Here is a 25,555-nt window from a genome sequence, read left to right as displayed (position 1 = left end):
ATCACGTCCATCAAAACAATTATTTAAAGTTAAGTCATACCAATCTTACAGCAGTAGAGGCTGAAGTGTCCCCACAGCAGTCGGAATCCCTGGTAGCCGCAGTGCGGCAATGTTATATCCACACTACCCTAGTTCAAGGCCGACTTTGCCTTTTCCCACCAGGACTTGACCGTGTCGGCAGCGTTGTTGAACTGCTTGCCGGCATTGTCGATACCCTTTTGGACTTGATCCCAGACGTCGCTACCTGACGAGCTGGTCCCGTTGCTTTCGGCCTTGGCAATGGTCGAGGCATCCTTCGTGTCGAATGCCGTGCCCTTGGTATTTGGCAAGATGGCCTGCATTTCTGCCTGGTACAGTGGACCTTCGCCGGTACCACTCACGTCCTCCAAATGGTGCGTCGAGCTGGTACTGTCGAAACCTTCCCAGGTCGTCACAACAACGTCTGGCGTGTATCCCACAATCCATTTATCACGGGTTGCATCGGCATCCCCATCGGCTTCGGTACTCCCGGTCTTCCCGGCAATCGTATAGCCATACGGTTTAGCACTCGCACCCGTCCCGTAGTTGAAGACGCCCATCATCATACTGGTCATTTCCTTAGCGACCTTGTGCGACATGACCTTGGTCTGCTTAGCCTTGGTGTCACTGTTATCCACAATGACATTACCGGAGGCATCGACGATCTTGCGAATGTAGTGCGCCGAGCTCATCGTCCCCTGGTTGGCAAACGCTGTGTAGGCCTGCGCCAATTGTTGTGGCGAGACCCCGGTCTTCAAGCCACCCAGCGCTAACGCTAAGTTCTTATCCGACTTCGAGACGGGCAGGCCGAATTTCTTCACGGACTCGTACCCTTTGTCGACGCCAATCTTGTTAAGCAACCAAACGGCCGGTGCGTTTTTACTCTGCGCTAAGGCCGAATACATCGGCACCTTCCCACTGTACTGGTTCCCATAGTTGTGTGGTGAATATTTATTGGTCCCATATGACTGCTTCTTATCGGTCAATTCGGAATCATAGTAGTAGCCATTTTCCAGCGCGGGCGTGTAAACGGCCAACGGCTTAATGGTCGACCCCGGTTGCCGCCGCATCTGCGTGGCCCGGTTGTAGCCCCGGAAGACGTGTTGACCACGGCCACCGACGACAGCCTCGACACCACCCGTGTTCGGGTCGATCGCAATACTTGCCGCCTGAACCTTGGTCCCATCGCTGGCATTGGCTGGGAAGTAAGCATCATTTTTAAAGAGGGTCTGCATCTGCGTCTGGTTCGCCTGATCCAACGTCGTGTAGATTTTATACCCCTTGTTCATGATTTCTGATTCCGTCAAGCCATACTTGCTAACAGCCTCGTTGATGACAGCGTCGAAGAAATACGGATACTTGTAACTATTCTTGTAGGCGTAGTTGTCGGTCGTCGTTAACGCACTAGCCTGGTACTGCTTGGCCGCGTCACTCGTGATGGCTCCAGTCTCTGCCATCAACCCCAACACGACATTCCGACGAGCTTTAGCCGCCTTGGGATGGTCGATTGGGTTGTAGGCGCTCGGCGACGTCAACATACCAGCCAACACGGCGGATTCCGGAACCGTCAATGTAGCGGCACTCTTACCGAAATAACGTCTGGCGGCATCCTGAACCCCCCAGACCCCGTTGCCGAAGTAGGCATTGTTCAGGTACATCGACAGAATATCCTTCTTGCTGTAGACATTTTCCACTTCGATCGATAGGAAAAGTTCCTTGAACTTCCGCGTAAACGTCTGCTCCTGAGTTAAGTACGCATTCTTCACTAATTGTTGGGTCAACGTACTTCCCCCACCACTAATGTAGCCTCTGCGTAACACTTTATTCTTGGCATACAGGAAAAATGCCCGCGCATAGCCCTTTACAGAAAACCCGTACTCGTGGTAAAAGTTCCGGTCTTCCGTGGAGACCACGGCGTCTTGAACATTGGTTGAAATTTTGGACAACGCCACGTAGGTTCCCTTCTGGGAGTATAGCGTGCCGGCCTTTTGATTACTACGGTCATAAATCTGGGTTGGGTTTTCCAACGCAGCTTTGAGGTCCCCAACGTTGGCCGTTTTCGCCATAAACGTCAGGTACGCACTCATCACGAAAACGAGGGTGAGAATGACCACAATCAGCCAGCGGGTCATTTGAAATCGCCGCCAGAACTGCTTGAACCGTATTTTAAAGCCTGACCAAAAAGTCTGATTAGGTTGTTGGTTATTCATTTTAAGTAGCCTCTTCTATCATAGTTACGTGTTGTGGTCGCGCCACAGCATGCCCCTCAATTGTATTAAAACTATTTTAGCATAGTCACGCGGGGTCTCCCCACTTTCTCCCAAACTTTAAGAACCTTTAAGCAAGCTTAATTTGCGAGTAATGCCGTTGGACCAACGATCATCGCCAATTTTAAATCAACTTAACATTAGTAAAAAAACGCCAAACGGCAATCGACCGGCTGGCGTTTTTTGAATTTAATGGATAATTTCTGGATTCATTTCAGCCGCAATTTCGTCGTGGAGTTTCTCGGCGACTTCGGCATTGGGACTAATGATGAAGATGGTGTCGTGACCGGCTAACGTCCCGGCAATCTCTGGTAAATTCAAATCATCAAAGATGGCTGCCAGCAGGTTCCCATTACTCGGCAGCGTTTTCAAAATGTTGACAAATTCAACGCGCGTTAGCCCCGTCACCACTTCATTAATGGTTTCCTTGAGGTGTTCTTCTTCGCTACGGTTACCGGCCTTAAAAATCGTGTAACGCAGGTGCCCATGGCCATCTTGGGCCTTAACGATCTGCATTTCCCGAATGTCTCTGGAAATGGTGGCCTGGGTCGCCTGAATGCCAACCTCCTCAAGGTGTTCCATCAGTTCTTCTTGTGTTCCGATGGGGTATTGGTTAATTAATTGTTCAATGCGTGCTTGGCGAATACTTTTTTTCATATGGCGACCCTCCCGCATAAATTTGCATTAAGTATAACAAAGGATGCGGAATTTAGCCACATGACTCTGCATATTTATAAAGTAAGTGTACCAAATATTCGTTTTCAACGCAAAGAACCTTACTTAACACAGTTGCGAACCAGAGTGATGTGATTCGTTTGCACTACGGTGTCCAGGGATTCCGCAGTGCGACCATTTCACACCAACAAAAAAAGGCCCCATGACGGCAGCCTTCTCACACATTGGTTTAATTACATTTCGTCTGGTGCTTGGACACCCAAGAGACGTAAGCTTTCCTTTAAGACCGTGGAAACAGCCTTAACCAGTGCCAAACGTGCTGGTAGGTCGGCGTCTTCCGTCAAGATCTTAGAGTGCGCATAGTACTTGTTGAACGTCTTGGCCAAACGAATAGCATACTTGGCAATGACAGATGGTTCGAGTTCGTCGCAGGCCATCTTGACCATCGCTGGAAAGTCGGCCAACGTCTTGATCGTATCCCAAGCCTCTGGGTCGGCCACTTGGTTACCAGTAGCCGTCACGTCAACGTTCCCCGCCTTGCGCAGGATGCTTTCAGCCCGAGCGTGAGAGTATTGGACGTAAGGACCCGTTTCACCTTCGAACTTCAATTGGTCAGCTAAGACGAAGTCGATGTTGTTGGTCCGTTCGTTCTTCAAGTCACCGAAGACGATGGCCCCAACACCGACCTGCTTAGCAACCTCTTCCTTGTTAGCCAAGTCAGGATTCTTTTCGTTGATTTCTTCGCCGGCCAGTTTGATGGATTCTTCCAAAACCTTTGCCAACAGAATGATCCGACCTGAACGGGTGGACAATTTCTTCCCATCAACGGTAATCAGACCGAATGGCACGTGTTGTAAGTCGTCAGCTGATGGCACGCCCATTTCCTTCAACACAGCCTTCAATTGCTTAAAGTAGTAAGTTTGTTCGGAACCAACCACGTATAAGTTTTTGGCTGGCTTGTAAGTCCGGTCACGATACAGAGCGGTCGCAATGTCTCGCGTGATGTACAGGGAGGCCCCGTCACTCTTCAAGATCAATGCGGGATTCAAGTCGTACTTGCTCAAATCAACGACTTGGGCGCCTTGAGATTCAACCAGTAAGTTCTTATCCTTCAAGATTTGAACGACTTCGGCCAACTTGTCATTGTAGAAGGCTTCACCATTGTAGGTATCAAACTTCACACCAAGTTCTTCGTAAACGTCATTGAATTCTTGCAGGGAAGCCTTCCGGAACCATTCCCACAGATGATGGGCTTCTGGGTCGCCGTCTTCGAGCTTCTTGAACCATTCACGGGCAACGTCGTCAAGTTCTGGCTTGTCAACATCTTCCTTATGGAAACGGACGTAGTATTCCACCAACTTGTTGATGGGATCCTTCTTGACGTCTTCTTCGTTCCCCCACAGCTTGTAAGCCGTGATGAGCTTCCCGAATTGTGTGCCCCAGTCACCCAAGTGATTGTCTTTGATTGGGTGATAGCCGTTCTTGGTCAAGATTTCGGCGATGGAGTTCCCAATCACCGTTGACCGCAAGTGACCCATGGACATTGGCTTAGCAATGTTAGGTGAAGACATATCGATTGGCACGTTACCACCGTTGCCATCTTCGTTTTGACCGTAGTTGGCACCAGCCGTCAGCACCGTGTCCAGCGTAGCTTCACTGTACGCACCCTTGTCGAAGAAGAAGTTCAGGTAAGGCCCCACCACTTCAACCTTTTCAAAGGCCGTCGTGTCGAGTTTGTCGGCCAGGTCCTGTGCAATCTGCTGTGGTGCCTTGTGTAATAACTTAGCTAACGTAAACGTGGGAAACGCCATGTCCCCTTTGTCTGACGTCTTTGGGCGTTCCAACTTAGCGGAAATTTCGTCCGCAGTCAATTGTCCGTCTAACGCAGTAGCCAGAACTGCTGTAACCGTTTGTTTGTAATCCATCCTGATATTCCTCCTACTTTCTTGAGTGACGTTGATAGTCTCAGTCTACACCATTTGGTTCGCAGGATAAAAAAACGCCCCCTACAAAATTATTTGTAAGAGACGAGACGACCCGCGGTACCACTCTGATTGACTTTTAAGTCCACTTTAAAATTCAGTTTAAATGTCGTTCACTGCCCCGTTCCATGTGGTCTTCCTATCCGGCTCGCAGCCTCCCGGATTCGCTGAAAAGAAGTTTCCTCACGTACTTATGCAATGACGATGAAAAGCTTTCGAATAAATAAGAAAGACGACCCAGAAGGCCGCCCAACATTCGAAAGCGGGTGACGGGAATCGGACCCGCGACGCAAGCTTGGGAAGCTTGAATTTTACCACTAAACTACACCCGCACAACACAGAAAAGTATAGCATACCATCTGTGAGTTGTCATCATTTTTTGCAAATAAATTCAAAAAAAGTTACAAAAGTTAGTTTTTATCCGCTACGTGTCCCGTAATCTTAGCAGCTGACTTCCGCACAACAGCACGGTTATTCATGTCACCCACCGCCGTTTTATCGGCCGGATCGTAGTCTCTAATTTCAACTAAAACTGAATTATCATACACTTTGGTCACTTCTCCGGTAAATCCGTGTTCCAATGGACCAAATTTCTTTGCCGCAACGTAATCGCCAATCTTAATCTCAGTAGTCTCAGCCATGTTCGTCGCTCCTTTCGTATGCAAAGTAACATTATAGCTAACTTAGCGGACTCACGCAAGCAAAGTCTTTCTCGAACTCGCAATCGAATTGTAAGGAGTTTGAAATAATGGCCGGATTCCGAACTTTATCGATTCTTTTTGATGTTAACAGCGCCAAACCAAGCAATTCACGACTAATGTTTCCACAATATCAAATATTATGAGAGTTTCCCGAACGACCGGATAAAAAATTGTTTTCTTAATCAATACGCAACTCCCGGAAAATACGTTATAATTTAGGCGTTGCGTTATACCGTTATTTATAAGAGATTGTTACAGGAGGAGAAGATAAGTATGAAGAAATGGCATCGCTGGGCGGTTCGGGGAATCGCTCTATTAGCGGGTAGTGTCGGCCTGTTTTGGTCAACCAACGCCAGTGCAAATTCAATCAATGACTACATTGCGAGTCAAAATTATGCAACACCTCAGATTACCAGTAAGATTTGGGCCGGTTTTCCTAAGAACAATTACCGTTATGGTAAGCCCGAGGGGGTTGTGGTCCACGAAACGGCTAACCCAAACTCAACTATTTATAATGAAATTGCTTATATGCAACGAAACTATCAAAATGCCTTTGTCCACACGTTCGTTGACGCTAACAGCATCATTAACATTGCCAACACCCAGTATCTTTGCTGGGGTGCCGGACCGATTGCCAATGCGCGCTACGTTCAATTCGAGCAGATTGAAGTCCACTCTAAGGCTGCCTTTGCCTCAGAGCTGAACAACGCCGCCTACTACACGGCCTACATTTTAAAGCAATACGGCTTGACGCCTAAGCGCTACACAACGGTGCTTTCTCACCACGACGTGACTAACTTATTAGGTGGGACCACGCATACCGATCCAGATGGCTACTGGTCAACCAACGCCCGGACCTACTTTGGCACGACGTACAACATGGATGACTTCGTGACGTTGGTCAAGACGCAATATGCGGCTTTGGGTGGCACAACGACTGACACCACGGATAGCTCATCAAGCTCATCATCTAGTTCTAGCTCAAACAACTCAAGCTCGAACACGAACTCGAATAGCACGTCCGACAGTTCGACGGATCACACTACGACCGTCAAGCAAAAGACGGTCAAGTACTACCATGGTGGGAACAACGAAACGGCGACCCTCGCGAACAACTACACGAACTGGACCGTTTACAACCACGTTAAGGGGACGAGCGGTGCCTACAAGATCGGTTGGGGTCGCTTAAGCTCTGACTATCGTGGCGCTAAGGTCTACGTTGACAGCCGTGGCGTAAAGAAAGGCGGCTGGAGTGGGACCTGGTACCGGATTCGTTTCAGCAAGAACTCCGGCTACAAGTACTGGGTCTACAGTAAGGCCTTGAACTTCCCTAAGGTCACTTACACGGACGCCAACAAGTCCTTCACGCTCAACACCAGCAGCAACTTCTCTCTGTACAACCACGTCTTGAACTCGAATTACCTGTCCAAGACCACGGCGCACACCAAGGACTTCGCTGCCGGAACTAAGATTAAGGTCAACAAGCAAGGCTACAAGGCTAGCGACCAATCGACCTGGTTCCGCTTCACATTAAATAACAAATCCTACTGGGTCAAGAGTACGAGTTTGACTGAAGTGGGTTAATAGATCTTTTAAAAACGAGTTTGGCTGACATGTCCAAACTCGTTTTTTCTACCTAAAAGGAGCTTAGACACATGGGAAAAATTCAATTTTACGGTGCAACGTCTTTGGACGGTTACCTTGCCACTAGTGATGACAACATCGACTGGCTGACCACCCTCGCTAATATTCCGGCTGATACTGGTCAAGCGGTGCTTTCACAGATGACCAGCGCCATCATGGGCCGGGTCACTTTCGACTACGTGGCCAAATTAGCCCCCGACATGCCATTTAACCCAGCCAATCCCGCCATGCACAGCTACGTCCTGACACGGCAATCACGACCCAACACCCCGACGGCTACCTTTACGGCTGAGGACGTTGTGGCCTTGGCTCAGCGACTGCAACAAGAATCGGGCAACGTCTGGGTGGTCGGCGGTCAGAACGTCCTCACCCCACTGCTAGCGGCCAATCTCATCGATGACCTCTACCTGCAGATTGCCCCCATCATGCTGGGCAACGGCAAACGCCTCTTCGGCAACCTAGCCGCCCCCCGCCAATTCGAATTGGTCACAGCGCACACCATCGGTCCCCTTGCCGAACTAATCTATCACAAGATGGCGTAAAATTTCCGCACTGTGGCTACTGATCATTCACGCGGTAGACATTGCGGTCAAGAAATACTGTAGATGTTAGATTGGAGTACGACAATCCTATTGATTCCAGTTCGGTAGCCAGTATGACAAAGGGCCTAAGACGACTTCATTTTTACACTAGCTCGGTTCTCAAATTAATACCCAGTCACCGCTGATTATGGTAGGCTAAAGACATTACGTTAGAAAAGGAGCGGTTAGTATGTGGTTAGCCCTGCATTTCTGGACCTGGATCGTGTTGACCGTTTTGGTCATTGGTGGTTTGACCCGCCATTCCGAGAAACGCGCAACCCAATTTTTGATTCTTGCCCGCATCGCTTATTTAGTCATGATTATCAGTGGCGTCGTGCTCAGTATCCGCACCTTCAGTCACGCCCCGTTGTTAATCAGCCTGAAATTTTTACTAGGGATCGGCACGATTGCCCTAATCGAAATTGGCTTTGGTCGTAAAATGGAACGATCAACGTCGCATATCATCTACTGGATTTTAGGAATCGTTGCCCTGATTACCGTGGGACTAGGATTGACACTGGCTTTCAGATAGAGTACATAGAAGAGCTACGGCATGTGGTCGTGGCTCTTTTTGTCGTCCAGCATTACCTTAGTTGGAACGGATGCATGGTACGCCAGTCTCCATATTTACAACTTGCTCAGCTGCTATGATTGCCTGCTGGTGACTAAGGCCATGACCTTCCAATTCATTATCAATTGGATTGGATAAACAACAGTTTGTAAGTCTTTCAACAGTTATTATGGTCACCGACAATCAAAGCCGGAGGAGAACAGGGATGCAGCCAGCTATCATGATGGGCGACTTTTAAGACGTGTGGCCTTCACGGATTAAAAGCGAGCGAGAAGCCTGATGTCCCTTCAGGCTGAAGCGTCCCCACAGCAGGCGGAATCCCTGGCAGCCGCAGTGCGACCAATTTACGCCAATCAAAAAGCCCTACTCGCAACCGAGTAAGGCTTTTTGATTTGATTATTCTTGACGCATCTTAGTCGCCAGTTCAATGGTCCGGTTGACCAAAATGGATTGACTGTCCGCTAATGGCAGGTCAGTTTCGGGTTCGCGCTCCTGAGCTAACGACAATTCCGTACAGCCCAAGATAACGACCTCAGCGTCCTGCTCCGTCACCATTTGGCGCAGAATGCGGTGATACAGTTCAGCATCCACCTCATTTTGCTCCTTGATGTGCGTATAGATCAGCTCCATCGTTTCGTCTTCGATGGCATCCGTCGGCAGCACTGGTGTCAGCCCAGCTGCCTGCAATTCCTGTTCATAGATGCGGTCCTTGATGGTTCCCCGCGTCCCAGTAATCCCAATGCGTTTGGCATGCGGGTACTTGCGGGTAATCTCCTTGACCGTCTCCCGTGGCATATGGAGCAGTGGCACGTCGGTTGCCGCCTGCAACTCGTCATAAAAATAATGGGCCGTGTTGCAAGGCAACGTGAAAAACTCTGGGCCCAGCTTACTCTGCTGTTGGATATCTTCTAGCAGATCAGGTAGTGGACTAGGTTGGCTGTGATCGAAAATGTAAGCCGTCCGGTCCGGGACCGTCGCGTGGTTGACCAAAATATAATTCAAGTAATCCTGATCGGCATGGGCTGGCGTCCGTAAGTTAAGTTGGTGTAAATAACTTTCGGTAGCCATCGTCCCCATGCCGCCAATGATTGTAAAGAATTTTTGCATGGCAATTACCCCTTGTTTTCTGCGAAATACTTCTTAAAGTTAACCGTATAGTTGTGTTGCATCCACTGAATCAGGGCCCAACGCTTCAAGTTCATGTCCTGATCGTAGCGGTAGGTCGTGCCGAACTTGCCGGCAGCAATCAACTTCAATGCCCGATCCTTGTCCGCATTTTCACGCGTGTACTGCTTGAAGACCTTGACGGGCACACCTAACCACAGTGCGTGCTTGCTTTCGTCTTGGTTACCGTAAACGGTTGGCGCATCGGTCAGCGTCCCCTTGACGTAGTCTTTCACGACCCAGTCAGCTAAGTTGTAGCCGTTCAACGTCACGAAGAAACTACTCCGGCCCTGACGCAAGTTGATTTCAAACAACTTAAACGTCTTGTCGCGGACATCGTACTTCATGTCGAAGTTGGCATAACCGGTAAAGTCGATGGCTTCCAAGAACTTCTGGATGTTGTGGTAGATCGTTTCGTTATATTCCGGAATGATGGCCACGTAATTACCGATTGCGGATGGTGCTGGATCTTCCAATAACGGATGACCCAGACACATCATCTTAACGTGGTGATTTTGATCAACGTAGGCGTTCACGACCCGCATGTTGCTGTCATCCCCAGGCACAAAGTCCTGCAAGATGAGGTCGGACGTGTAGCCGTTGGCGTAAATCTTACCCACGATATCACGGAATTCGGCCTCAGATTGAATCCGGAAGGCCTTTTTCCGGCCCTCGAAGTGCACGTCGAGCCATTCAACACTGTTGGCTGGCTTCAATGCAACCGGGTAATCAAAGGGTTGTTCAACGGGTTGCTCGCCAGTTGCGTCAGCCTTGGTGATGATCCGCGTTGCGGGATAAGGCAGACCGTATTGGTCACACACCTTGTAGAAGTTTTCCTTGTTGTTCAGATGCCGTAACTTGTCGTAATCCACGTAAGGACAGATGAAGACGTCTTCCAATTCGTCCTTATGCTTACTGATCAGTTGCGCATAGCCATCCCCACACCCAATCAGGATGACGGGTTCTGGATGGTCCGCGTAACGGGCCTTTAGCTTACGCATGGTTTCAATCCAAACGGGATCTTCGTCAAACCCCGGGATCAGTTCCAAGTTAACAATTTTCGTGTAACGGGTCGGTGCTAATTGGATACTAGCAAAGGCCTGAACGGGTTCGTGGTACAAGTCATAAAATGACCGCGCCATCCCGTAAACGTTAAAGTCACTCCCCAGTAAGATGGGCGTGAATTTTACTCCATTGGTTTCCATAACAACTAAAAGTCCCTTCACAATGGTCTTAGATTCTTTAAAGCTAAGTAAACACAATCAAGGTTGTTAGCGGACGAGTCCAATAGCAACCTTGATCGTTATCGGCCAGCCAAAAAGCCATGCCGTTTTTAAATTAAATTTGCGTGCGGCGAACCAGGTCCACCGTCTTAGCCGTCGTGTCTTCTGGGAAGTAAACTTCGTACCACAAGATAAACGTGTAGATGGTGAAGATCTTTTGCATGCTGGACTTGCCGTTGATGTGTTCGTGTAAAATATCCATCAGCGCGTCCGTGTTGAAGAACTTGTGCGCCACGTCGGAGTTAAATGCTTCGATGATCCGTGACTTGTAAGGTTCCGTCTTGATCCAAGTCGCGATTGGGGATGGGAAGCCCATCTTTTCCTTCTTCGCTACCCGTTCTGGTAACTCAGATTCGGCAGCGGCCCGCAGAGACACCTTGGTCTCATCGGTATGGATCCGCGTCTTGACTGGCATGGTTGCGGCGAACTTCGCTACTTCCTTGTCGACCAATGGTGTCCGCACTTCCAGCGAGTTCGCCATACTCATCCGATCGGCCTTATGCAAGATGTCATAAGGTAACCAGGTGTTGATGTCGAAGTACTGCATCTGCGTCATTTCGTCTAAGCCCTTAACGTCGTCAAACAAGTGCTTGGTGTAGGCCCCGGCATCTTGGTTGAGCTTGGGGTTCTTCAAGATTTTGTTCCGGTCATGGTAGTCAAATACATAGTTGACCCGGTAGTAGCGTTCGCTCAATGGTTGAGCACCCCGAACTAAGAACCGGCGACCATGGAACCGAGGGAACTTTTCAGCGATGCCACCCAGCATCTTCCGAATGCCACCCGGAACCCATTTCTGGTAACGTTCGAACGGAATGGCTTCGAGATACGTGTTGTACCCACCGAAGAATTCATCGGCACCTTCACCAGACAACGCTACCTTAACGGCTTCACGGGTCCCCTTTGACAGGTAGTAAAGCTGCATTGCTGATGGGTTGGATAAGGGTTCGTCCATGTAGTACATGATGGTTGGCAAGATATCGAAGTAGTCGTCCCCCGTCATGTAAAGTGGCGTGTTCTTCTGCTTGATCTCCTTGGCAAATTCCGTAGACCAGCTCAATTCACTGTACTTGGAGTTCTTGAACCCTAAGGAGAAGGATTGGATGGGTTGGAGCTTAGAAGCCTCGTTCAACACGTAGGAAGAATCGATCCCACTGGATAAGAAACTCCCGACTTCAACGTCGGCGATCATATGCGTCTTAACGGATTCGTCAACGATACCGCGAATCTTCTTGGCATCTTCTTCGACTGTTTGAGTGTTATCGATATGGTCGTAGTTGAACTTGAAGTACCGGTGAGTTTCGGTCTCCCCGTTAGCGTGGTGAATGAAGTATTGACCAGGCAATACCTTGTAGACGTTCTTGAACATGGTTTCGCGGGAAGGAATGAATTCAAAACTCAAGTGAATTGGCAAGAGTTCTTCATTGAATTCCTTCTTGAAATTAGGATGTTCGAGGAACGCTTTGATTTCGGAAGCCCAAAGGAAGGTCTTGCCATCATCGTAGTAGTACATTGGCTTGATCCCAAAGTGATCCCGGGCGCCAAAGACTTCGTTCTTCGTCTTATCATAAATGGCAAAGGCGTACATGCCCCGGAGCCGATCCAACAGCTTTGGTCCCCAGGCATCGTACCCGTGGATCAAAACTTCTGAGTCCACATCCGTTTTGAATTCGTAGCCTAACTTCTTTAAGTCTTCTCGAATCTCTTGATAGTTATAAATTTCACCGTTGAAGGTCAACACCTTCGTTTGGTCACGGTTATACATCGGTTGTCTCCCGTGAGCCAAGTCAATGATCGATAACCGACGGAACCCCATTACGGCTTGTTCGTCATGGAAGTAAGCAGCATCATCTGGCCCCCGGTGTTTGATCCGATCTGCCATATCATTGATCGTGGTTGTCGGAACATCCTTTTGATTCACATAGCCAACGAATCCACACATGTGCGTATCCCCTTTTTCTTGTTTAGTCTTTGATTTGGTCGTTCATTAAAATTTAAATTTAAATGAAACACAACACTCATTATTCTAGCAAATTTAATTCGGGAATACCATATTATTAAGGATTCTTAACGAGATAGCTATCAAAGCCCTCATTCAGGAGCCAGTTCGGCAAGTTTGGCAACGTTGATCACCTTAACTTGTCGCCGCCCGACCGTCTCTAAGACCCCTTTGGTACTCAATTGCTTCAGCTTGCGGCTGAGTGATTCTGGCGTCATCCCTAGGTAGGCCGCTAAGTCTTGCTTACTCATAGGCAGGTCAAACGTCCCGGTGCGGTGACTGCTCAGCTCCTGCAGGTAGCCGGCTAGCCGTGGTAACGCATCCGGAATGGCCAGTAAGGTGGCCTGCTTCTCGGCCGTCTTGAGCCGTACCGCTAGCGCCCCTAATAGCGACAAAGCCAATGGCGGTAAGGACTTGATCAAGGCCGTCAACGAAGCTCGCGAAATCGTGCAGAGTTCGGTCGTGGTCGTTGCCTCGGCGTAAGAACTATGGATTTCATCGGTAAACAACGCGATTTCCCCAACAAAGTCGCCGGGATTCAGGACCCGCAAAACTTGCTCGTGACCGTCATCACCTAAATGATAAAGCCGGACCTGTCCCTGATTGACAATGTACAGCGTTTGGGAAACCTCGCCAGCGCTGAAGACGGTGCCCCCCTTATCCGCGTGAATCGGGCGGGTCACCTTAGCGACCGAGGTGATCTGGTCATCGGATAATTGCTGAAAAATCGGCACGCCGATTACGCATTCCCGTTCGCGTTCTATCGAGTGCTCATGTTGATGTCCATGTTCCATGACGGCATCTCCTTTTGAAATTTTATGTATTGCAACATGGTAGGTCCATCGCCTTACCGGCCGGCAGATATGGGCTGGAACGGTGCGAACACAACTTGAAGCCTCGAAAACCGCGAGTCTTAAAGATTGGTTTTCTACTAAGCCTGCCAAGAACGCCGACCAAGTAGAACGACGCGCCTGAGCCCATATCTGCCGGCCTCTCGGCTTACACAGCTAATCTAAGGCCACAAAAGCCAATCCCTATAAATTTCCACTACGGACTCATCCCGAAACTTATGCCTTGACATTTATCCGCAAGTGATGGCCAGACATAAGCCAACCATACCCAGCTCACTGATTACTATTTTAGCCTACGATTTTCAACGGCCTGAATAGTCTCTATTCTAATCCAAGCCAGGACTATCGACAACGTTTCGTGGCGCACCGATTATTCCTATTTTAGCAAAGACCAGCTGGAAAACGGTAAAAGACGCCTCATGTCGGTAAAATGTGCTATAGTGATTTCAATATTACGCTTTTTATCCCTGAAGGAGGACCTTTCATGTCACGCTTTACGCACCAAGCTTGTACCTCATTTTTAGCCGGTAAACACGCCACCATTGACGGGAGCACCATTATTGCCCGCAATGAAGATAATTTTGTGGCGATTTGGCCAAAACATGCCGTAGTCCATCCCGCCGATGAGCCCCGCGACCTGACATTTATCTCCAAAAACAATCACTTCACGACGACCTTGCCGGAGCAGGCCGTCCATTATACGGCGATGCCCGACACCAATCCCGATGAAGGCCACTACGAAGAGAGCGGCATCAACGCTAATAACGTCGCCATGAGCGCGACCGAGAGTGCCTATACCAACAGTCTCGTGCTGGGCGTTGACCCCTTAGTTGCCGACGGGATTGCCGAAGATGCCATGCTCACCGTGGTTCTCCCCTACATTGACTCCGCTCGGGCCGGGATTCAGCGCCTAGGCCAATTGGTCACCACTGCTGGGGCCGCCGAAACAAACGGCGTCCTGTTCAGCGATGTCGATGAAGTCTGGTACATGGAAATCGTCAGCGGACATCACTGGGTCGCCCAACGCATCCCCGATGACGCTTACGCCGTGGTCGCCAACCAGTTAGCCATTGAAGATGTTGATTTTGACGATGCCGACAACTTCATGACATCTGCCAACATCCAACACTTCGTTCAGGCCCATCGGTTGAATCCAGACGGCAATCGCTTCAACTCCCGCCACATCTTTGGGACCCACACAGCAGATGACGCGCATTACAATACGCCTCGTGTCTGGTATGGTCACAAATTATTCACGCCGAGTGCCTTCGAGGAGCCGACCAGTATGGAACTGCCCTTCATTCGTCACGCCGAACAGAAGATCAGTGTGCCCCAAGTCGAGGCCTTTCTGGGCTCACACTACCAGGAGACCCCGTTTGATCCGTTAGGTAACGGCACTGAACAGGAACGGCACCAATTCCGGGCAGTCGGCCTTTCCCGGACACAAAATTCGCATATTTTACAACTCAGAAGAGACGTTGTGCCCGTGCTAGCTGGGGTCATTTGGCAAGCACTAGGGAATCCGGCCTTCAGTCCCTACCTCCCCGTCTACGCGGCTGGCAATCAGATTGACGCCACCTTTGCCGCAGAGAATCTGGGTTATGATGGTCAGAATCCTTACTGGGCGGCTAAATTGCTCAACGTCTTGAGCGAAGACCACTACCGCCAGAATCGGAAATTACGGGATAACTTCTTGACCACTATGCAGGCCTGGGGCATTCAACGTTTGACGAGTGGCGATGCTATTTCTGCGCCAAACGATATGCGCCTCGGCATCGTCAACGCCAAGGCCGCCCAAGCATTTAACGCCGCCATCCAAGAACAGATTGGGAAACTCGTACAGGCCAGTGCGGAGCTCTCATCACTCTCATTTACCATGGACGATAACCTCTAGTCGGTAGGTTGCCCATCCGTTCTGGTCGTATATTGGTATCGTTTTCAGAGCAACTGCGCTATAATGAAATTAGCAACTAGCCCTGAAAGGAATGATTATATGGATGAAGTTGTACTTTTCAACCCTGGTGATTCAATTGGTAACTTTCACGATTATCATGAAGCCGTTCAAACGGCGCAGATCTATCAAGAACGGCACGATCAATCCGGTCACGTGCTGGTCGTCAAAAGCGATCGTGGCGAGCCGTCATTCGATATCTTCTTAGCGGAACAACAGCTGACTGATAAGACGGAGCCAACCACCACCAAGCGTTATACCGTCTCCAAAAAATTGTAAATAATTAAAGCGCACCGCCGATTAACTTCGACGATGCGCTTTTTGATTGGCTTAGATTGAGTAAACTTTGTCGCACTGCGGCTGCCAGGGATTCCACCTGCTGCGGGGACGCTTCAGCCTGAGAAACGGGCTTCTCGCTCACGGCTGGCTCCATCCCTGGCCTCCTCCGGCTTAAACTGGAGTTTTTCAGCAACGGACGTCGAAATTAACTAACACCTTACATTGCCGACTCACCCGATAGCAATACTTTCAATTGTTATCTTACGTTGCCATAAATAACCATGTTAGCCGAGAGGCCGGCAGATATGGGCTCAGGCGCGTCGTTCTGCTTGGTCGCCGGTGGTTTTCTGGCGGCTTAGCAGAAGACCAATCTTGGAGACTCGCGTTTTTCGAGGCTTCAAGTTGTGTCCGCACCGTTTCCAGCCCATATCTGCCGGCCGGTAAGGCGAAAGAACCCACTAAAGTTGCCAACTCAAGCACAGTCTATCTTTGAAACAGTTCCAATTGGTCGCGCAGGTATTTGCCGGTGACGCTGGCTGGATTTTCGCTGACTGCAACCGGCGTTCCCGTGGCGACTAGCTGACCACCGTCAATACCGCCGCCTGGCCCCATGTCGATGACGTAGTCGGCATTGGCAATCAGGTCGAGGTCGTGCTCGATGGCGATGACCGTTGCACCCTGTTGTAAAAGTTGGTCGAAAACTTTGACCAGCTGCTGAATATCAAGGGGATGCAGGCCGACCGTGGGTTCATCGAAAATGAACAACGTGCCGGTCTGGCGCTTGCCGATTCGTGACACTAGCTTCAAACGTTGGGCCTCACCACCGGACAGTGCCGGCGTACTTTCCCCTAATAGGAGATAGCCCAGCCCCATGTCATGTAGCGTCTGCAACGTCTGTTCGATACCTGTTTCGTCCGTGAAAACCTTAAGGGCTTCGTCAACAGACAGGGCCAAGATATCGGCGATGCTGTACCCCTGCCATTTAACGGCTAACGTTTCTTGATTGTAACGCTCCCCGTGGCATTGCGGACAGACTTCCGTGATGTCCGGCAAATACTGGACGTCCAGTGAAATCTGACCAGTCCCGTTACACATTGGGCAGGCCCCCGCCTTCACATTATAGGAGAAACGACTGTTCGTGTAGCCCAACTTCTTGGCCTCAGGCGTCGCGGCAAATAACTTCCGTAACCGGTCCAAAATATCCGTGTACGTGGCCACCGTTGACCGCACATTTTTCCCAACCGGAACGGAATCAACCTTGACCACGTGGCGCACACCGGCACGGTCCAATTGCGTGACGTGTTGTGGCAACGGCCGGTGGTCGACATCCGCCTCGATTGCTGGAATCAAGCTGTCCAAGACCAGTGTCGTCTTGCCGGCTCCACTCATCCCTGTCACCGTGGTGAGCCGGTTCTTGGGAAATTTAACGGCGACATCATCAATGTTAAAGCGATGTTGAACTTCGATATCCAGACTGCCCTTTTGCCAAAGCTCCTTAGGTGCTAGCTGGGGGCGCTCACGTAACTCTGCGGTCCCATTTAAGAAGGGCGCAATCAAGGAGTGTGGACTGGACGCAATCGTATCGACCGGCCCTTCGTCGACAACGGTTCCCCCAGTCTTACCGGCACCCGGACCAATTTCGATGACGTAATCGGCCGCACTGATGATCCGTGTATCGTGATCGACAACCACCACGGAGTTTCCCTGGGCAACTAAGCCGCGAAACGCCTTGATCAAGCCAGTTACATTGGCCGGATGCAAGCCAACTGACGGTTCGTCTAGGACGTATAAAACGCCAGTTGTGGCACTGCGCAGCGTTCGACCTAATTGGATTCGTTGAAGCTCTCCGGTCGATAACGTGGCCCCTGGCCGACTCAGCGTCAGGTAGTCCAACCCGAGGTCGACCATGGGCTGGACACTCAACAACAGTTCGTCGACTAAGCTCTGGCCTAATTGTTGCATGTCCGCGGGCAACCAGGCGACGATGGTCCCAGCAAACTCCCGGAGCTCATTGATGGGCAGATCAGAAACTTCCGCGATGTTCTTGCCATTGAGCTCCTGCTTAAGTAAGTCGGGGTTCAACCGCGTGCCGTGACAGGTCGGACAGGTGTCAAACGTATAAAATTTATTGAGTTTCGCAATCGTCCGTTCATTCTTTGTGGTCGCCATGCTATCTTCCACGGCAGCAAAGGCGTTTTCATAAACGGCTTTATCCATATGGAAAATTTTTCCCTTACTGCTAGGAATATCCAGCGAGACGAACTGTTTCTTTCCATGCAAGACGCGTTGTTTGTCCGCTTCGCTCAAGTCCTTGTAGGGCACATCAGTTGGAATCCCGATGGCATTGGCCACGGTCGGCATGAAATTTCGACCGGGGAGGTGCCAGGAAGCCACGGCGCCCTCTGCCAGCGTCTGGTCTTCATTGCCGATAATCAATGACGCGTCCAACTGGCGGACTTCGCCGAGACCACCACAGGTTGGACAGGCGCCATCCGAGTTAAAGGCAAAACTTTCCGCTCCAGGTGCCATAAAGGTCACACCACAGGTCGGACAAGTGACGTAGCCATCATTTTCGGCCACGTCTAGGGTCGGCGGCACCTGATGGCCATTGGGACAGACGGGCGACCCTAGTCGGGAGAAAACGAGCCGAAGAATGTTAAAACTCTCCGACATCGTCCCCACGGTCGACCGTACTCCGGGGACTTGTGGTCGTTGGCGCAAGGCCAGTGCGGATGGCAGATACTCAACTGAATCCACGGCCGCCTTCCCCATTTGATTAATGCGGCGCCGAGTAAAGGTCGACAATGCGTTCAAATACCGTCGCGCGCCCTCAGCGTACAGGACGCCCATGGCGAGGGAAGATTTTCCCGACCCACTTCGCCCGGTGATGGCGACGAACTTATTTAACGGAATGTCCACATCCAGGTCCTTTAAGTTGTTGACCTTGGCCCCCCGGACCTTAATTTTAGTTGGTAATTGTGTCTCCGATTGATTTGGCATGAAAACTAATGGCCCCTTTCATCCAATTTAAAAAGTATGCGTTATCTTCCAGCTTAACATTTAATCTGAGAAAAGGCATTGCCGGTCCCTCAGAGACTAGGTATACTAGACGTAATAAGGGGGCGCACGACATGATACGATGGCTACCTTTTATTCTGGTCAGCCTGCTTTGGGCCATCCTAATTTTCAAAGATTTAGGCCGTCACCGCTACCGCCGCGTCTGGTGGTGGCTCGGATGTTGGGGCCTAAATGCTCTCACCTGGACCCCCATTACGATTACGCTCGGCAATAGTGTTGGCGCCATCTCGTCCTTCGAATGGGCGGGTGGCACCTGGGTACTGGTTCCCCTCCAACGGGCCAGCATCGACCTGTCCTTCTGGGCAAACATTGCCATGACGGTTCCCCAGGGGATGTTGCTGCAATTCAACTGGTCGCAGAGTCGCTGGCGGCGTTGGTTACTGGCAGGACTGGCAACGGGATTAACGTTGGAAACGGGTCAAGCGATTTTCAATGCCTGCGTGCACCTCGGTCGCTGGGTCGACATCAACGATGTGTTGACCAACTGCTTGGGCGTCGTCATTGGAGCGGCTTGCGTGTGGGGATTACAACGCCACTTTCGGTGGTTAAGTTAAATTGAGGAGGAAGTCACAATGTTCATGACAACTGGCGGTTTAAACCGCTCACATGCCATTCAAGGCATCTTAACCGCAACGGCGCACACCATGCTCCGCTCGGAAAAACCGGATGAATTTTCCTTATTCGATGGTCTATTTGATGAGGTCAAACAAGATTTAATGAAGCAAGCACAGGCGTCTGGTGCCGACGGATTAATTGATGTTCGTTTTAACACCGAGGTCGTGCGCATGAACGTTGCCCCTAAGTTTTTGGTCGTTCACGGGTACGGCACAGCAATAAAATTCCCAAATCAAAAAAAATCTGAATAAAGGGGTTCCCATTTATACAGATTTAGTGTAATATATTATTTGTTGTTGAGTTGCCCCGATGGCGGAACTGGCAGACGCGCAGCGTTCAGGTCGCTGTTTGAGTGATCAAGTACAGGTTCGAATCCTGCTCGGGGCATCATGAATAACTGATATAGGAACTTCGTATTTGCGAGGTTCCTATTTTTTTGTGTCCAGTGGCCTAGTCAAACGGTTCATCTCATTTTTCACGACTTTATATTCCATAAATCGACCTGTGACTTTCACAATCGATTTTCTCGAAATTAGGGACCACGACCTACTAATTATCAGTCAATTTACGCACACTATCCAGATAATGTCTAGCATTCACGCATCCCAGTAAGATAGTTGTATCTCTCGTTTCTTCAGATTAACCGGTTAATCATTTTCTAAATCACTCACCCATTCTTCATTCCTTAGCCAAGTGTTTTTGCCAACTACGGCTTGTAATGGCAACGTTTTACAGAGTATTTCAGTTGAATATGCTTTTATTTTGTGCTAAATTTGCTATACTTAAGTTTAATTGTTCGCAATTAATTCACCCTTTTACTTATCGCCTGATATGTAACCGCCATAACCGTTTAAATGCTTTGACATCGTCAATCAACGTTTGTGGACCATTTTTTCTCCTACTATTGATTAAACTGGTTAGGATTAATCTTGCTGTAATCCTTGTCATTCTGGCGTCTGTTCGTTATTTTGACGAGTTTTAATTCTCAACTACTGTTATCAATTGGAGCCAAATCCAAAAATTTTTTTCGATTCTAAAAGGCCCGTCAAACCCTTGCACCCCCTACACGGATTCAACTTAGCCAGCTATCAAATTAGCGCGCAAAAAACTTGTTTTATCAATAATCATTGAAGTTACCTATCGACATGCTATATAATTATTTTAATGTTACGTTAGCGTGCTGGTGTGTGTGAATTGAGTTTTGCTTTGTAAAATGCCTAGCCTTAAGCAAAGCAACAAAGTGGTTTCACTTGCTATCGGCAATTTAATTGTATACAATACTCTGGAAAGTAAACGAAAGGAGGCCTATGCCATGCCCAAAGTTTCTCCTGTCTTGCTGGATGAGCAGCTCTGTTTCTCCATTTACTCTGCTAGCAAGAAATTTAATCATTTCTACCAAAGTGCCTTGGCGCCCTTTGGCCTAACTTATCCACAATACATTGCGATGTTAGTTCTATGGGAGGACGCGCCTTTGACCGTCCATCAACTTGGTGACCGCCTCGAGCTCGATAGCGGGACGTTAACGCCCCTGCTCAAACGGTTAGAGAAACAAGGCTGGGTTACCCGGGTTCGTAGCCGAACCGACGAACGTCAAGTCCTCATCCATCTCACCGAAATGGCCACTGCCAAGCGTGATGAAGTCTATCAACGCATCGGCCAATGCCAGACCTTATTGGGAATGACGAACAAAGAAATCGACTCCATGATGACCGAACTCGTCACCGTTAAGGAACAACTTGATCATGTCAGTGATAACCGTTTAATTACAAAAAAGGTCGATGATTTCGACTAAAAAGACCGCTCAACTTCACCAATTCGTGAGGTTGAGCGGTTTTTTCGTTTCATTAGCTATATACTGGTCTTAATGTGTGTGACAAACGACTAATCCAAACGATAAGTCACACATTTTTGAGTATTTCCCTACGAAAGAAGGTTTCCTGATGTCACTTTTATCACAAGCCCGCGAATTGCGTCAACAAGCCGTTGCTGGTCACCAACCAGCGCCCTTGTTCGCCATCGATCGGGAAGAAACACTCATCATTCCAACATCTGCTGGCGAGGTCAAGGTCTATGTTCACTGGCCCCTCATGCCCGCCCACCACATGATTATCAACTTTCACGGTAGCGGTTTTATTTTTCCCATTAACGATTGGGACCGCCTATTCTGCCAAAAACTTAGCTATCGGACGCACGCCGCCGTTTTTGACGTCGATTATCCATTAGCACCGGAACATCCATTTCCACAGCCCCTAGAAGCCAGCTACACCGTTATCGAAGAGATCCATCAGCGTTACCCGCTCTTCGGAGCCCCCACCCTCATCGGCCACAGTGCCGGTGGGAACCTGATCATTGGTACCCAACTGCTCGCCCTGCGCCGACAAACGGACCTCGCCCAACGCTTGATTCTTGACTACCCAGTGTTGGACTTGGACACGACCCCAGAAGAAAAGCCGTTCCCGGATGGCGCTGTTAACGTCATTTCACCAGAAACGGCTCGCTTATTTAATCGTTTTTATCGGCAAAATCAAGCACCGGGAAATCCTTTGATCTCGCCGACCCTCGCCAGTGCCGATGAATTACGGGAATTTCCAGCTACCAGTATCCTAACGGCCGACCACGACACACTGATGAATGAAGCCGAAACATTTGGTCAGGAACTCGTGGCCGCCGGTACCCAAGTCACCTGTCGTCGCTATCCCAATTCACTGCATGGCTTCACTGTAAATGAAACGGGCGCCTACGAACAGGCCATCAATGATATTACCCGGACCGTCTTGGCCGATTGGCACGCCTAATGCAGCATGGTACTCAGCATCGCGCCCATGGCAATGAGGTTATTAAAACCATGGAGAATGATTGTGCTCTGTAGCTTCCCAGTGCGCTTGTAAACGTAAGCGAAGGTTCCGCCCATAACGGCATAGAGTAGCCAACTGATAGCGTTGTCGCTCATATGAACCAGCGAAAAGACTACCCCACTGGCAATGACCGGAAACCAAAACCACTTGGCTGGAAAGCAACCATCGATAAGCAGGCCACGAAATGTGAGTTCTTCCAAAAATGGGGAGGCAAAAACTGCAGTTAGACTCAACATAATTAAGGTTAGGGAGCTTCTTCCCATCAACTGATGCAACGCATCGTTGTTGGCCGTACTCGTTTCACCATAGAAAACGTTATTGGCACCGCCGAGAATAATTTCACTAACGATGATGAAGCCATAGCCCTTGACCATCAGCCACCAATCTTTGCGGTCCAACCGTTGCCAGCCTTTATGTACGCGACGATAGCCCCAGAAGCCCAACGCAATGGCGACCACGAAACCCAGCAAGTAGAGGGCGGCCCACATGAGTTGATGCGCAAGTGATCCCCCCTTCATATAAAGCAAGGGAACTTGAACAACACTCGTTACAATTATCATCAGAATTAGCCAGAGTACCCCTATAAAACTATGCCAAGACTGTTTAGACTTACCGTTAACCTTAACTTTTCCTTGCATCAATCCATCTTCCTTTCACTATGTAATGTCGCTTAACTAACCGTTAGCACCCTGGAAAATGCCACGAATTGTTACTTTATAAAAGTTAGTTTCAATAGTTTTATAAAATATTTATTTTTTAATAGCATTTTTTATCATTATGCGGTACTATATGGTTGCGGGCAAGTTTGAACCAACGTTCAGCTTGCGCGTGAGGCTTCTGTCCTCATTCAACAGACAGATTTCATTTTACTCCCCCAAAGTAGATGAAATTTTTACAACATAATCCCCCAATTATGTTGTAACCTTACTCTTTGGCCATTGCGACTTATCGTAATGGCTTTTTGTTTGCCCTTTTTTTGTTTTTAGGGTTAAATCCTAAACCTAGATTGCTTAAAATGGTCGCACTGCGGCTGCCAGAGATTCCGCCTGCTGTGGGGACACTTCAGCCTGGGAAACGGGCTTCTCGCTCAACTTGAAGCCATGAAAAACACATGTCTTCAAGATTGCCCGTGGTGTAAGCTGGCTAAGAAACACCAGCTAACGCCACCTCCACGGCCGTCTACATCCCTGGCCTCCTCCGGCTCTGGTTGTGCTTTATCACAACAACCGCTAAATGCCTTGCGTACACTACACTTTACTGTCCAATCAATAACGGTTTGGGGGTCATCATCCTAGTTGACAAAAGACCCAGATATGGGCTCAGGCGCGTCATTCTGCTTAGCTGACAGTGGTTTTCCGTTGGCTTAGCAGAATGCCAATCTTGTAGACTCGGCATTTTCGAGGTTTCAAGTTGTGTCCGTACCGTTCCAGCCCACAGCTGGCGCCCGGTAAGGCGAAGGGAACGCTAAACTGCTCAACTCTCACAGTTAATCGTCATCATCATCCGCAAAACCGGTTTTCGGCCATAATAGCCAGAAAATTCCTAGATTCAATCCGGTCGCAATGGCAAACCCGGCAAAGCCGACCAGCCACTTGAGCCAGCCCGTCAATCCCATTGCTAGGAGTAACCATAGCGTACCGCCAATCAAAATTCCCGTCATGATCGTCATTAAAATAAGGGCCACACTCTTCATTCGCCTCACGCCTCCGTCTCATCTCATTGTTCAAATCTTACCACGTTTACCGGGTAATTTCGAAGTTAATCTTCCCAAGTGGTGCTTTCCTAATTGGAAACGATTACAATGGAAGTGTGAATTGAATTCTACTGAAGGAGTGATAGACATGACCAGTGTTTTAGTAACTGCCCCCATCCCCCAATCCGCCTTGGACATTTTAACGCAGGCGGGTCTCGAAGTTGAAAGTTATTCCGGTAGTGGGTTGATCACCAAAGAAGACTTACTACGGCGAATCGTCGGTAAGGATTATCTCATCACACCACTGTCCACTCAAGTCGACCGCGAGGTGATCGATGCGGATCCGAATTTGAAATTAATTGCCAACTATGGTGCCGGTTTCAACAATATCGATGCCGCTTATGCGCGAACTAAAGGGATTCCGGTCACTAATACGCCTAAGGTCTCAACCACGTCGACCGCCGAAGTCACGACTGGCCTCATCATTACGTTGGCCCATCGAATGGTCGAAGGTGACCGCCTCATGCGGACCAAGGGCTTTGCTGGCTGGTCCCCCCTCTTCTTCTTGGGTCATGAACTAGCCGGTAAAACGTTAGGAATCGTTGGTATGGGGCAAATTGGTCAGGCCGTTGCCAAACGCATGGCCGCCTTTGACATGAAGGTCGTCTACACCCAGCGCCATCCGTTGCCTGCTGCCACTGAAGCGAGCCTCAATGCCACGTATGCCACATTAGCCGAAGTCATTGAAAAGAGTGACGTGCTGACGCTCCACTGCCCGTTAAACGATCAGACGCATCATTTACTCGGTGCCGCTGAATTTGCTGCAATGAAGGACTCCGCTTACCTGATCAACGCCGCGCGGGGCCCCGTCATTGACGAAGCGGCCCTCTTAGACGCCTTAAAGTCCGGCCAATTAGCCGGGGCTGCGTTGGACGTCTACGAGGCGGAACCAAACGTTGACGACGGCTTTAAGGCCTTAGACAACGTCATTTTAACCCCGCACGTCGGTAATGCGACCGTTGAAGCCAGAGATGCCATGGCTGCTATCGTGGCCAACAACGCCGTCAAGGTCGACCAAGGTGCCGACCCACTATACATCGTCAACTAGAACTTAAACGCTATTCGAAAGTCCGAACGATCATCGTCCGGACTTTTTTGTCCCCACATCAAAAATAAAGATTCGCCAATAAAAATCACCACCATATTTTAGAAATCACTACACAATCCAGTCGCCCATCCCCGGTGGTAAGCGTTTTCGTGCAAGCAACGTTCAGCTAACAATTGCAACCGATTGCAATTGCGTCATATAGGCATTGTGTGCTATCATAAGTTCAGCAATTTCAAAGGGAAA

The 25,555-nt window shown here is 49.4% G+C and carries 21 protein-coding genes and 2 tRNA genes; 11 read left to right on the top strand and 12 right to left on the bottom strand.

The window, feature by feature from the left end; genetic code table 11:
- Window positions 1-128 precede the first annotated feature (128 nt).
- The 5 genes from JUF10_RS10545 to JUF10_RS10525 all read right to left on the bottom strand — a co-directional run bounded on the left by JUF10_RS10545 (window position 129) and on the right by JUF10_RS10525 (window position 5,583).
- Complete coding sequence (locus tag JUF10_RS10545; protein ID WP_203642129.1) at window positions 129-2,228, bottom strand: PBP1A family penicillin-binding protein; 2,100 nt, start codon at window positions 2,226-2,228, stop codon at window positions 129-131.
- A gap of 246 nt (window positions 2,229-2,474) precedes the next feature.
- Window positions 2,475-2,942 (bottom strand): arginine repressor, encoded by a 468-nt coding sequence (locus JUF10_RS10540; protein ID WP_125685907.1) that lies wholly within the window; start codon window positions 2,940-2,942, stop codon window positions 2,475-2,477.
- A 251-nt stretch (window positions 2,943-3,193) separates the two neighbouring features.
- Window positions 3,194-4,885: an arginine--tRNA ligase gene (gene argS, locus JUF10_RS10535; protein ID WP_203642128.1), complete on the bottom strand. Its 1,692-nt coding sequence runs from the start codon at window positions 4,883-4,885 to the stop codon at window positions 3,194-3,196.
- A 318-nt stretch (window positions 4,886-5,203) separates the two neighbouring features.
- Window positions 5,204-5,274: transfer RNA gene (locus JUF10_RS10530), tRNA-Gly, on the bottom strand.
- 78 nt (window positions 5,275-5,352) lie between these two features.
- Window positions 5,353-5,583, bottom strand: coding sequence for a DUF2187 domain-containing protein (locus tag JUF10_RS10525; protein WP_048735769.1), 231 nt, complete (start codon window positions 5,581-5,583; stop codon window positions 5,353-5,355).
- A 333-nt stretch (window positions 5,584-5,916) separates the two neighbouring features.
- Between JUF10_RS10525 and JUF10_RS10520 the strand changes: the two genes are divergently transcribed.
- From JUF10_RS10520 to JUF10_RS10510, 3 genes are all read left to right on the top strand, one after another.
- A complete protein-coding gene (locus JUF10_RS10520; protein ID WP_203642127.1) occupies window positions 5,917-7,227 on the top strand; it encodes a peptidoglycan recognition protein family protein in 1,311 nt (436 codons plus the stop codon).
- A 71-nt stretch (window positions 7,228-7,298) separates the two neighbouring features.
- On the top strand, window positions 7,299-7,829 hold the full coding sequence (locus JUF10_RS10515) for a dihydrofolate reductase family protein (RefSeq protein WP_203642126.1): 531 nt from the start codon (window positions 7,299-7,301) through the stop codon (window positions 7,827-7,829).
- A gap of 229 nt (window positions 7,830-8,058) precedes the next feature.
- Window positions 8,059-8,400, top strand: a complete 342-nt coding sequence (locus JUF10_RS10510; RefSeq protein ID WP_203642125.1) for a DUF1516 family protein — start codon at window positions 8,059-8,061, stop codon at window positions 8,398-8,400.
- A gap of 435 nt (window positions 8,401-8,835) precedes the next feature.
- Here the strand turns inward: JUF10_RS10510 and cuyB are convergent, their stop codons facing one another.
- The 4 genes from cuyB to JUF10_RS10490 all read right to left on the bottom strand — a co-directional run bounded on the left by cuyB (window position 8,836) and on the right by JUF10_RS10490 (window position 13,676).
- The gene (cuyB, locus tag JUF10_RS10505) at window positions 8,836-9,546 is read right to left on the bottom strand and encodes a cysteate racemase (RefSeq protein ID WP_203642124.1); all 711 of its coding nucleotides are present in this window, start codon (window positions 9,544-9,546) and stop codon (window positions 8,836-8,838) included.
- Window positions 9,547-9,551: 5 nt separating this feature from the next.
- Window positions 9,552-10,808 (bottom strand): carboxylate--amine ligase, encoded by a 1,257-nt coding sequence (locus JUF10_RS10500; protein ID WP_203642123.1) that lies wholly within the window; start codon window positions 10,806-10,808, stop codon window positions 9,552-9,554.
- Window positions 10,809-10,941: 133 nt separating this feature from the next.
- Entirely contained in the window at window positions 10,942-12,825 is a 1,884-nt protein-coding gene (asnB, locus tag JUF10_RS10495; protein ID WP_203642122.1) for an asparagine synthase (glutamine-hydrolyzing), read from the bottom strand.
- 149 nt (window positions 12,826-12,974) lie between these two features.
- The gene (locus JUF10_RS10490; RefSeq protein WP_203642121.1) at window positions 12,975-13,676 is read right to left on the bottom strand and encodes a Crp/Fnr family transcriptional regulator; all 702 of its coding nucleotides are present in this window, start codon (window positions 13,674-13,676) and stop codon (window positions 12,975-12,977) included.
- Window positions 13,677-14,217: 541 nt separating this feature from the next.
- On the opposite strand from JUF10_RS10490, the gene JUF10_RS10485 reads away from it, so the two are divergent.
- On the top strand, window positions 14,218-15,627 hold the full coding sequence (locus tag JUF10_RS10485; protein ID WP_203642120.1) for a C69 family dipeptidase: 1,410 nt from the start codon (window positions 14,218-14,220) through the stop codon (window positions 15,625-15,627).
- A 99-nt stretch (window positions 15,628-15,726) separates the two neighbouring features.
- Window positions 15,727-15,963 carry a hypothetical protein gene (locus tag JUF10_RS10480; RefSeq protein WP_203642119.1) on the top strand — a complete coding sequence of 79 codons (237 nt, stop codon included), beginning with the start codon at window positions 15,727-15,729 and terminating at the stop codon, window positions 15,961-15,963.
- Between the two features lie 483 nt (window positions 15,964-16,446).
- On the opposite strand, the gene JUF10_RS10475 is transcribed toward JUF10_RS10480, so the two are convergent.
- The gene (locus JUF10_RS10475; protein ID WP_203642118.1) at window positions 16,447-18,963 is read right to left on the bottom strand and encodes an ATP-binding cassette domain-containing protein; all 2,517 of its coding nucleotides are present in this window, start codon (window positions 18,961-18,963) and stop codon (window positions 16,447-16,449) included.
- Window positions 18,964-19,094: 131 nt separating this feature from the next.
- On the opposite strand from JUF10_RS10475, the gene JUF10_RS10470 reads away from it, so the two are divergent.
- The 5 genes from JUF10_RS10470 (at window position 19,095) to JUF10_RS10450 (ending at window position 22,451) form a co-directional block, all read left to right on the top strand.
- A complete protein-coding gene (locus JUF10_RS10470) occupies window positions 19,095-19,595 on the top strand; it encodes a VanZ family protein (RefSeq protein ID WP_203642117.1) in 501 nt (166 codons plus the stop codon).
- A gap of 18 nt (window positions 19,596-19,613) precedes the next feature.
- Entirely contained in the window at window positions 19,614-19,907 is a 294-nt protein-coding gene (locus tag JUF10_RS10465) for a heavy metal-binding domain-containing protein (RefSeq protein ID WP_203642116.1), read from the top strand.
- 52 nt (window positions 19,908-19,959) lie between these two features.
- Window positions 19,960-20,043 (top strand) — tRNA-Leu (locus tag JUF10_RS10460).
- 925 nt (window positions 20,044-20,968) lie between these two features.
- The gene (locus JUF10_RS10455) at window positions 20,969-21,448 is read left to right on the top strand and encodes a MarR family winged helix-turn-helix transcriptional regulator (protein WP_203642115.1); all 480 of its coding nucleotides are present in this window, start codon (window positions 20,969-20,971) and stop codon (window positions 21,446-21,448) included.
- Between the two features lie 148 nt (window positions 21,449-21,596).
- Window positions 21,597-22,451 (top strand): alpha/beta hydrolase fold domain-containing protein, encoded by an 855-nt coding sequence (locus JUF10_RS10450; protein ID WP_203642114.1) that lies wholly within the window; start codon window positions 21,597-21,599, stop codon window positions 22,449-22,451.
- Here the strand turns inward: JUF10_RS10450 and JUF10_RS10445 are convergent.
- A complete protein-coding gene (locus JUF10_RS10445; protein ID WP_203642113.1) occupies window positions 22,448-23,149 on the bottom strand; it encodes a CPBP family intramembrane glutamic endopeptidase in 702 nt (233 codons plus the stop codon). The two genes, JUF10_RS10450 and JUF10_RS10445, sit on opposite strands and share 4 nt — an antisense overlap.
- 848 nt (window positions 23,150-23,997) lie before the next feature.
- On the bottom strand, window positions 23,998-24,204 hold the full coding sequence (locus JUF10_RS10440) for a hypothetical protein (RefSeq protein WP_203642112.1): 207 nt from the start codon (window positions 24,202-24,204) through the stop codon (window positions 23,998-24,000).
- A gap of 148 nt (window positions 24,205-24,352) precedes the next feature.
- On the opposite strand from JUF10_RS10440, the gene JUF10_RS10435 reads away from it, so the two are divergent.
- Window positions 24,353-25,312 carry a 2-hydroxyacid dehydrogenase family protein gene (locus JUF10_RS10435; RefSeq protein ID WP_203642111.1) on the top strand — a complete coding sequence of 320 codons (960 nt, stop codon included), beginning with the start codon at window positions 24,353-24,355 and terminating at the stop codon, window positions 25,310-25,312.
- The last annotated feature ends 243 nt before the right edge of the window (window positions 25,313-25,555 follow it).

The organism is Levilactobacillus andaensis, from assembly GCF_016861695.1.
Classification (GTDB): domain Bacteria; phylum Bacillota; class Bacilli; order Lactobacillales; family Lactobacillaceae; genus Levilactobacillus; species Levilactobacillus andaensis.
This window is presented reverse-complemented; position numbering and strand designations above follow the sequence as displayed.